Origin of the sequence: Microcystis wesenbergii FACHB-1317 (genome assembly GCF_014696875.1) — a bacterium.
Classification (GTDB): domain Bacteria; phylum Cyanobacteriota; class Cyanobacteriia; order Cyanobacteriales; family Microcystaceae; genus Microcystis; species Microcystis wesenbergii_A.
The window spans coordinates 1-9,281 of sequence record NZ_JACJQV010000065.1 but is presented as its reverse complement, the minus strand read 5'-3'; the positions used below and the strand labels follow the sequence as shown (position 1 = coordinate 9,281).

Sequence of the window (9,281 nt, the reverse complement as noted above, 5' to 3'; positions counted from 1 at the left end):
ATTCTCGATTCTCAAGGTCGTGTAATTGGTACTTGGGCCGATGTGTTAAACCGCGCTGGTATCGGTATGGAAGTAATGCACGAGCGTAATGCTCACAACTTCCCCTTAGACTTAGCTAGTGGTGAACAGGCTCCTGTAGCTCTGACTGCTCCTGCTATTAATGGTTAATTCCTAGTCTGAAGGAAAAGGCACTCCCGCAAGGGGGTGCTTTTTTGTTGTTAGAATTGGGGTACAATGAAAAACGCTGCAAAATGCTTATTCTTAAACAATCATCATTATGACCGCTCTCACTGGAAAATATACTCTTAGTCAATATTTTGAGCAGGAAATACAATCCCAAACTCGTCATGAATATCTGGATGGAAAAATTATTGCTATGACAGGAGGGACACCGACTCATAATCGCATTATTAGTAATTTATTAGTGGCTTTATATACTGGACTAAAGAATCAACCCTATGCCGTTTTTGTCACCGATCAGCGTTTATGGATACCTGAGCGTCAAATAGCTACCTATCCTGATATTATGGTGATGCCTGAACCTCTCATTTATCAAGAAGGACGCAAAGATACTTTAATTAATCCTGTTTTAATCGCTGAGGTTTTGTCTGCTGCAACGGCAAATTACGACAGAGAAGAAAAGTTTGCCGCTTATCGAACCATTGCAACTTTTCAGGAATATTTATTGATTTCTCAGGAAAAATGTTATATTGAACATTTTCAAAAGGAAGGCGATCTTTGGTTGTTTACAGCTTATGAATCTGATAGGATAATTCATTTAAACTCTTTGCGGGTTGAGGTGGAGATAGCAGATATTTATAACAAGGTAATCTTTAGTTGAAGCTTTAAATTTGAAACTTTTGTTATCATTAAACTAGACTAATCTTGGTCAGGAGTTAATTTTATGATATCCCCTCAAATTATTGAACTTGAACAAAAGTTACGAAATTTTTCGTTTGAAGATAAACAATGGTTATTAGAACAGTTACACAAGCATTTAGAAGTTTTAAAAGAAAATGTAAATAGAAAACAGGCCAAAGATTTGATTATGGAAACATTAAATGAGGTTCAAAATATGCCCGATAATTGTTATCATGAAGTTTGGCAAAAATTTGATGACGCTTGTGTGAGAATTTCAGGAAACTTAGAAGAATCTGATTTACTATGATGTTTGCTCAAGATTCACCTCTTGTTATTCTTGATACTTCGGTTTTTCTTTCAGCTTTGTTAAGTAAAAATCCTAACAGTGTGCCTTGTCAAATTATTCGTTATTGGTGAGAGGGTAGATTTAAGTTAGTTATTTCTCCTCAATTATTGGAGGAATTGGTTGAAAAACTATTACTGAAAAATATTGACAGAAATGATATTAAGGATATTTTAACGGCTATTTTTTATACTGCTATCAAAATTCAAGGTATTTATCAAGCAACGCTACTCGATCAGGTTGATCCAAATGATAATATGTTTTTGGCAGCCGCTTACGAAATAGGTGCTGATTATCTAGTTTCTTTAGACAAAAAACACATTTTACCGCTAAAGCATTATCATCATACACAAATTTTATCCCCAAATTTATTCTTACAAGTCTTACAAAATAGTTAAAGGTAAAAATGCGATCACATCTATTTTTAAAGAGATAATCCTAATCGTTAGGATTTCTTTGAAGATAGGATTTAAACACAGGATTAATAGGAAAATAGGACGAGGTTTCTGATGGTAATTTATCCAGTAAACAGCGTCTCATTAATGACTGAATAGTTGCCCAAAATTGGGATTGAGAAAGGTCAAGATTACCAGTTTTGGGAAACTTTTCTACCGCTTCAGTTTGATTAGCTAACCAGTGCATCACCTTTTTTTCTGCTGCGGATAAACGCTGTAAATGACATTCGATCGAGTCTTCTATATCCCCCAAATAAATTTCATTTTTCATTTGTTCTAAAAATAAGGATACTTCTCCATCAAATAGTTCAATAAGGGTTGAGGAGATGATATTTAACCAGTTAGGATGACCTTGATAAAGTTCGCTCAGTTCCGTCCATTTCTCCTCACTTTTTAAACCGTATTCTTTGAAGATTTCTTCAAATTCTGTTGTGAAACCTTGCAGGTATAAAGTTTTAATTTTATCGGATTTTAAGGTGACAAAATCTCTGGGAAGTTCCCAACTAATTAAAATCAAGCAACTTTGATGAGATGTGGTAGCAATTTGCTGAAAAAATTTATGATAATCCTGACAGTCGCTTAAATATTTACCTGCTAATTCCCCCAGTTTAAAAATATTCTGCACATCATCAAGAATAATTAAACAATGATAGGAGCTTAGATAATCTATTATATCAGGTAAGGGGGTTGATAGAGATTGGCTGAAAAACTGTTTTAGATCATCTTTGAGAGCGATTAATTGAGGAATATTTTCCAGGCTGCGATAAATAATATAATCAAATTGTGGGGCAATTTCTGAAACTAATTTAAGGGTTAAAGCTGTTTTTCCGATTCCACTTAACCCATAAATAGTAATTAATCGAGTTTTATTATCTAGCCATTCTTTTAAGGTTGATATTTCTAACTTACGTCCATAGTTATACCTTAATTCAGGAGCTTTTGTTAGGTTAATTATTGGGAATTGATGATCATTATCTGGAAAATTTGAAGAATTTTTTAAGTTGTTTTCTGAGTAGGGATTATTTTCTCTACAGATATTAACGCGACTGTTACTAATGTTATTACTGTTAGGATAGTTAACAAAGTGATAAATAATAGATGAAGCTTTATTTTCTAAAATAGAACGAACATTAGACTTTTTTATATCTTCTTCAAAAACATCAGATAACAGTTGCCATAACTTCCATGCTTCTTTTTTTATATGGTCATAACTGCGCTGATTATTTTCGGCAATTTTTTCATAATCTTGATGTTCCCAAATACCCTGTAAGATAGATTCTTGCAACGAATCAAGATGTTTACCGGTTTTCTCTAATACCTGTTTATCTGTCCATTCTAAAAGGTTTTGAATATCCATATAAGTAAGTGATAGAACATTTGTATTGCTGGTTGGGATAAGGGAACATATTTTAGTTTTCTTGTTTTTTTATCAGACTGATAATCATTTTACTTTACTTTTGCAAAATATCAACTATTATTTTATCTCTTTTTGCTCACCTCATCCTATCCGTCCAGATAGGAGAAGATAAGTTTCTAATTTATGAATTGAACCCTGCGCTATATTTAAAAATCTGACATATTCGCTACGGACTACTACGGACTGATGACAACTTTCTGTTAAAACACACCAAGTTGTAATTAGGGGTTGAGAAGAATACTGTGCTAAGGTTTGCTGTGCTATTAGATGATATTGATCTTTATTGTTAAATAAAGCCACCCAGAACCCAGTATCAACGATGATCATATTTAGCTTTTAATCCTTCTTTGAGAACGGATTTATAATTAGTAGAAAGGTCTGATTCTGCACTAATACAACCGATTAATCCAGATCCTTTTAAAATGTCTAGGGTACTTTGAGCTTCAGGGTTTATTTTTGATGCAATCTCTGGCTTTTTTGCCAAAGAATAGCGTTTTTTTAATAACTCAATAAAATCAATCAGTAAGTTTTGTGCTTCTTCAGGTAATTGGTTAATATCTTGTTGAATTTGTTCTAAGTTAATCATTAATTTACCTCTGTTAAGGTTTTTAAATAGGCTGCTAATCTTTAAGCGACTGTTTCTGACATTTAAACCTCCTGATTTGTTTCCGACTGTCCCCTGTTACTTAATCGATTAATATCAATTCCAATGCTTGATTAATAATTTGATTTTTATCGATCATAGCCTCAATTTCTTCGGGTTGATATATACCTTCAAAAGCTTCTAATGCCGCTTGTCTTAAAGCGGAAGAATAAGCATCATCTAAGGTTTCTTTTAATTCTTCTATTGTTAGATAATTTCCTCCAGTTTTACGTCGTTGATTAATGCGTTGAATCTGTTTAACAGAATTAGAAATAGAGGTTTCCCATGAGCGGGTACTGCGTTTTTCTGCTTGCTGCTTAATCAGATGTAATAGGACAATAATACTAAAGCTAAAAATCTTATTGATCTTATCATCCTTACTCATTTCTGTCATTTCCTCTACCAAGATTAAGGCATCGGGAACATTGCCAGCTAGTAATAGATTTTTTAACTCTAATAATTCTTCCATTTTTTGCCTTTTTTTGACTGATTAACCTCTTAATTTAGTAATTTGTTCCGCATTTAAATTAACCCAAGTTGCTAGTTATAAGCTTCGCTAGTTCGATCCCCCTAAATCCCCCTTAAAAAGGGGGACTTTGAGTCTGGTTCCCTCCTTAGAAAGGGGGACTTTGAGTCTGGTTCCCTCCTTAAAAAGGGGGACTTTGAGTCTGTTTCCCTCCTTAAAAAGGGAGACTTTGAGTCTGGTTCCCCCCTTTTCAAGGGGGGCTAGGGGGGATCGAACCTAGAAATCAAATTTAGCCTTTTTTATGATCCTTGCCCTCCTTTTTGTCACTAAATCCCACTTTATCCCACGAAAATTATTATATCAGAAAATCCAAAATGGCCACAAATTCCCACAGACAAAACCAAAGTGAACATCTAGATTGTAAGAATCACTTAGTTTTTTGGAGTCTTATCAGGTTATGAACAAGATACTAGCTAATTGTATCAGCTTAGGGATCGGATTGGGTGCGATCGGGGTGTCTTTCCCCGCACAAGCCGCCTCTTTTCAGGGGTTAGGAGACTTATCTGGGGGGAGTTTCAATAGCGTAGCTTATGGAGTATCAGCAGATGGGTCTGTTATTGTTGGTTCTGGCAATAGTGCTAATGGTACTGAAGCATTCCGTTGGACACAAGGGACGGGGATGCTTGGACTAGGGTACTTACCAGCGCCACCTTGTGTCACATGGACGGAGATTCCATATTGCCCAGAGCAGCAAAAATCTAGCAGTGCTTCAGGAGTATCAGGGGATGGGTCTGTTGTGGTTGGTTCAGGCTCTCTTTATACCTATCTTGATACGGCATTCCGTTGGACACAAGTAGGGGGAATGGTCGGACTGACGGGAGGAAGCTATAGCAGTGCTTCAGGAGTATCAGCCGATGGGTCTGTTGTTGTTGGTTACGACAGTGTTTACGGAGATGCATTCCGTTGGACACAAGAAACGGGGGTGGTCGGACTGGGGTCCTTACTAGTAGGAGACTATAGCAAGGCTAATGGAGTATCAGCCGATGGGTCTGTTGTAGTTGGTAAAAGCGGTGACGAGGCATTCCGTTGGACACAAGGGACAGGTATGGTAGGACTAGGGTACTTACCGGGGGGTAATGGTTTCCTTGGCTTTAGCGAGGCTAATGGAGTATCAGCCGATGGGTCTGTTGTTGTTGGTTACAGCAATGGTGGTAATGGTTTTAATGGTAATCTTATTGAGGCATTCCGTTGGACACAAGCAGGGGGAATGGTCGGACTAGGGGTACTATCTGGAGGTATAGCTAGCTATGCTAATGGAGTATCAGCCGATGGGTCTGTCGTGGTTGGTTACAGCGCGACAGACCCTTTCACCGGCGCAGAGGCATTTATCTGGAATAGCACCCAAGGGATGCGGAGCTTACAACAGGTTTTAACGAATGATTATGGTTTAGATTTAACCGGTTGGTCTTTGAATCGAGCTAACGCAATTTCTGCCGATGGGTTAACAGTTGTGGGTTTTGGGACTAACCCTAATGGTCTGACTGAAGCTTGGATTGCTCGTTTAGATGGAGAACCAGTTCCTCCAGGAACAACGCCTACCAATCCGCTTCTCCCTACCCCAAATCCAAGCAACCCCGACGGTTTTACCTTTCCTGGTGTTCCCGTCGGTGATAATGGATTGGGTACAATTGACCCCATCTTTTTCGATCCGATTGTGTCGGTAGGATATGATTATTCAGTGACAGGCGGACCCTTATTCGCCTCTGTTTTAATCCCCAATGCTCTCCCCCAAGGCGACAGTAACTTTATCCTAGAATTACCCGGATTTGGCAATTATTCTCTAGTTGCGGGAACGACTTTCAACTTGTTGGGTGTTAATCCCCTTGGCTTTAGTGATTTTCGCATCAGTGATATCGATCCTGCGGAAATGCTCGATCCAACTAATCCTACTGCTTTTGTGACGGGGTTAACATTTACTGCTGCTGGAACAGTAACAGTCACCCAAAACCCCATTATTCAAAATACTGGTAGCGTTAGTGTTCCTGAACCGTCCAATTTATTGGGTTTAGGATTACTCGGATTCGGTGCTTTCTTCACGGGAAAATTGAATAAGAAGCAAGCCAAAAAAGACTCTTAATAGCAATTATCGTTAATCCTGTTGCTTATACAACATGATGGCGATTTCCAGCTTCAATCATCAACCTAACTTTGATGGTAAAGTCCATAAACTCCCTATTTTGGGGCATTTCAATCAGTTAGCGTCTAAATCATTAGATAAAAGGGCATCCTCGAAAGGGGGGCTTTTTTGTTGTTCGGATGTATCGATCGAGCTACAATAAAAGGGACTTCTTTAGGCGAAAATATGGCTACAGGCATTGATATTAGCGAATTTATTGTGGCTAGTCCGGATATTTGTAATGCTCGTCCCCGGATCGCGGGAACTAGAATCACGATTCAAAGTTTAGTCATGGATCATAAAACGGGAATGAGTGCCGAAGCGATCGCTAGGGAGTATCCTCAGTTAAATCTGGCTCAAATTTATAGCGCTCTAGCGTATTATCACGCGAATAAAGAACAGATAGAGGCCGATATCGATGCTTACCGAGCCGATTGTGAAGACTGGGAATCCCGATATCGAGCCGGTGAATTGTAATGAGTCAAATCCGGCTCTACCTTGATGAAGATGCGGGTCAACGCTCGGTCGTGGAAGCTTTGCGGAATCTGAAGATTGATGTAATTACCACTTGGGAAGCGAAAAACATTCAGCTACCCGATCCTGATCAACTGGTTTGGGCAACCCAGCAAGGTCGGGTAATTTATACTTTTAATGTAGGCGATTTTTGTCGATTGCATAAATCCTATATGACGCGCTCGATCAGCCATACGGGAATTATTGTGGCCGCAAAACAAAGATATTCCGTGGGAGAACAGGTAAAAGCTATTGCTAATTTAATCGCTACCCGCTCTGCCGAAGATATCAAGAATAAACTCGTCTTTTTAGGGGATTATCTAGAATAGAAGGCGGTCAGTAAGGTATAGCCATTTCAATTAAAATTGAGAATATTAATCCCAGAGTTCATAAGGGTTTTGTCGATCTAGAGTGTATCAGACTTATCTGAAATGACTATAACTAATGATTTCGTTAGTACCGGAGCCTAGTTCTATTTTAGGGTTAGGCCTGTTTTCTTTGGTGGGTTTTTTAATTAAGAAACGGTCATAATCTAACCTGACTTTGATGGGAAAGTCTATAAACTCCCTATTTTTGGGCATTTCAATCAGTTAGCATCTCAATCATTAGATAAAAGGGCATCCTCGAAAGGGGGGCTTTTTTGTTGGTGTATAATGGCGATATATTCTGAAGGATTGAGGAATAACCGATGACTCATGCCAGACAAAGTTTATCATCTATCTATGAAGAAGATTATCAGCAATGGCTAGATCAGACAGTTTTATTGTTAAAAAATCGTCAAGTTGATAGTTTAGATTATGAGCATTTGATTGAGGAGTTAGAAGCTTTGGGAAGGGAACAAAAAAATACGGTTGAGAGTTTAGTAATTCAAATCATACAACATCTTTTATTCTATCATTATTGGTCAAGCGAACGAGAAGATAATGAGCGACATTGGCGAGGTGAATTAATTGGTTTTCGGACTCAATTAGAATTAAGATTAACGACCAATCTCAGAAACCATTTATCTAATCGTCTCGATTATCTTTATGGTAAAGCCAAAAAAATGGCAGAGGTGAAAACGGATTTAAAATTACCCTCAGAGAATCCTTATGCTTTAGCTGATATTTTAGACGAAGATTGGCTTCCTGAAATTAGGTAAAGAATTATTCAGAGAATTTTAGGCTCTTCGGTTTGTGTTATGCAATGGACGGGGATTATAAGGGATGGAACCCTTATATAGAAAGGCATTTAGCGATTTTTGTCAATTGTTTTTTATCTAGAGCGAACTAATCAATTAAGTCTCTTGCCAGATAAGGATTTAGTCGATTTATGCCCCCCTATCGAACCATAACAAGTAACGAAGAGCCGAATTTTAGCTAGGATGGAACCTAGTTTTTTAAGATAATTATTAATTTAAAATCTTCACTTTTTGGATGCTTAGATTCTTGAGCCTATTCTAATTCATCTGTAGAGATTTAAGAGAATATAATCACCACAAAATCAACACCATTGCTTGGTAAATAATCGCATTTTTATTCACAATTTCTGCTGATTCGTTGACTCCATATTTTCCTTGAAAAGCCTCTAAAGTAGATTGTCCTAAAGCTAAATCATAAGCGTCCTTTCAGGTCTATCGCAATTCTTCATCTGTTAAATAATACTCTGCTGTTTTACGCCGTTTATTGCTTCTTTGAATCTGTTTAAGCTAAGACGTATTTTAACCCAGCTTAATTAACTTATTCAGAGAGGAATCGTCTGATTAAATCTTCCCGTGAAGACTCTAACAAAAGGCGACTAGACTCCATCGGTGATAACTTGAGCAAATCATCAATGACTTTTATTAAAGACTCATCCAATTCTCCAAACCTCACTTGCATTAAATTTTCAATAATTTGTCGTTGTCCTTGTTGAAGTCCTTGTTGAAGTCCTTCCCGTTTAGTCGCCTCTTTCCACTCTAAATAAGATTGAGATAAAGCCATAAATACCTCCCTATCTTCTGATTCTAAAAGATTGTTAACTTCAACACTCACACGCCAACTAATCAATAATTCCATGACATTTTGACGGAAGGAATCGCCGGAAGGCAACTCAAGCAACTCTCTCACCGCTTGGCTTTGGGTTTTCCCCCGTCCCAACAATCTTAACAGTAAAGTGTCCGGGGTAATAGGTAACTGATTAATCGCTACAATTGCCGTTCGGTGAGAGGGAGATAAAAAGTAAATCCCTTCTGTCCAGTTTTCTAGTTCTAATTTAGCATCAAAACTCTCTAGGATGTGTAAACTAATAGAAGTAGCCAAAATCCATAATCTAGGTAAGCTTTTACGCATTTAAGTTACATTGACAGCATTACCCTTATTTTTAAGTTTTCTACTCCATTTAATAATCAATCCCCCTTCATTTAAAAGCTGATTGACTACTTTTTCCA

The 9,281-nt window shown here is 37.6% G+C and carries 10 protein-coding genes and 3 pseudogenes; 8 read left to right on the top strand and 5 right to left on the bottom strand.

Going from position 1 to position 9,281, the window contains the following annotated elements; genetic code table 11:
• Positions 1–277: 277 nt before the first annotated feature.
• The 3 genes and pseudogenes from H6F92_RS03215 to H6F92_RS25665 all read left to right on the top strand — a co-directional run.
• Positions 278–841 (top strand): Uma2 family endonuclease, encoded by a 564-nt coding sequence (locus H6F92_RS03215; protein ID WP_190356764.1) that lies wholly within the window; start codon positions 278–280, stop codon positions 839–841.
• A 63-nt stretch (positions 842–904) separates the two neighbouring features.
• Entirely contained in the window at positions 905–1,168 is a 264-nt protein-coding gene (locus tag H6F92_RS03210) for a hypothetical protein (RefSeq protein WP_002752205.1), read from the top strand.
• A 125-nt stretch (positions 1,169–1,293) separates the two neighbouring features.
• Positions 1,294–1,602 (top strand): annotated as a pseudogene (locus H6F92_RS25665) (PIN domain-containing protein); the annotation flags it as partial.
• 40 nt (positions 1,603–1,642) lie between these two features.
• Here H6F92_RS25665 and H6F92_RS03200 read toward each other — a convergent pair.
• From H6F92_RS03200 to H6F92_RS03185, 4 genes and pseudogenes are all read right to left on the bottom strand, one after another.
• Entirely contained in the window at positions 1,643–3,016 is a 1,374-nt protein-coding gene (locus H6F92_RS03200; RefSeq protein ID WP_190356763.1) for a helix-turn-helix domain-containing protein, read from the bottom strand.
• A 246-nt stretch (positions 3,017–3,262) separates the two neighbouring features.
• Positions 3,263–3,403 (bottom strand): annotated as a pseudogene (locus H6F92_RS03195) (type II toxin-antitoxin system VapC family toxin); the annotation flags it as partial.
• The gene (locus H6F92_RS03190) at positions 3,390–3,662 is read right to left on the bottom strand and encodes a DUF2281 domain-containing protein (RefSeq protein WP_190356762.1); all 273 of its coding nucleotides are present in this window, start codon (positions 3,660–3,662) and stop codon (positions 3,390–3,392) included. The gene H6F92_RS03190 and the pseudogene H6F92_RS03195, both read right to left, overlap by 14 nt.
• 100 nt (positions 3,663–3,762) lie before the next feature.
• Positions 3,763–4,188: a DUF29 family protein gene (locus H6F92_RS03185; protein ID WP_190356761.1), complete on the bottom strand. Its 426-nt coding sequence runs from the start codon at positions 4,186–4,188 to the stop codon at positions 3,763–3,765.
• A 454-nt stretch (positions 4,189–4,642) separates the two neighbouring features.
• Between H6F92_RS03185 and H6F92_RS03180 the strand changes: the two genes are divergently transcribed.
• From H6F92_RS03180 to H6F92_RS03160, 5 genes are all read left to right on the top strand, one after another.
• On the top strand, positions 4,643–6,322 hold the full coding sequence (locus tag H6F92_RS03180) for a PEP-CTERM sorting domain-containing protein (protein ID WP_190356760.1): 1,680 nt from the start codon (positions 4,643–4,645) through the stop codon (positions 6,320–6,322).
• Positions 6,323–6,547: 225 nt separating this feature from the next.
• A complete protein-coding gene (locus H6F92_RS03175; protein WP_147073951.1) occupies positions 6,548–6,838 on the top strand; it encodes a DUF433 domain-containing protein in 291 nt (96 codons plus the stop codon).
• On the top strand, positions 6,838–7,203 hold the full coding sequence (locus tag H6F92_RS03170) for a DUF5615 family PIN-like protein (RefSeq protein WP_046660891.1): 366 nt from the start codon (positions 6,838–6,840) through the stop codon (positions 7,201–7,203). Before H6F92_RS03175 ends, H6F92_RS03170 begins: the two co-directional genes overlap by 1 nt.
• Positions 7,204–7,318: 115 nt before the next feature.
• Positions 7,319–7,405 (top strand): PEP-CTERM sorting domain-containing protein, encoded by an 87-nt coding sequence (locus H6F92_RS26955; RefSeq protein WP_071823541.1) that lies wholly within the window; start codon positions 7,319–7,321, stop codon positions 7,403–7,405.
• A 157-nt stretch (positions 7,406–7,562) separates the two neighbouring features.
• Complete coding sequence (locus tag H6F92_RS03160; RefSeq protein ID WP_190356759.1) at positions 7,563–8,015, top strand: DUF29 domain-containing protein; 453 nt, start codon at positions 7,563–7,565, stop codon at positions 8,013–8,015.
• Positions 8,016–8,592: 577 nt separating this feature from the next.
• Here H6F92_RS03160 and H6F92_RS03155 read toward each other — a convergent pair.
• A pseudogene (locus H6F92_RS03155) lies at positions 8,593–9,171 on the bottom strand (hypothetical protein); the annotation flags it as partial.
• Positions 9,172–9,281: the final 110 nt, after the last annotated feature.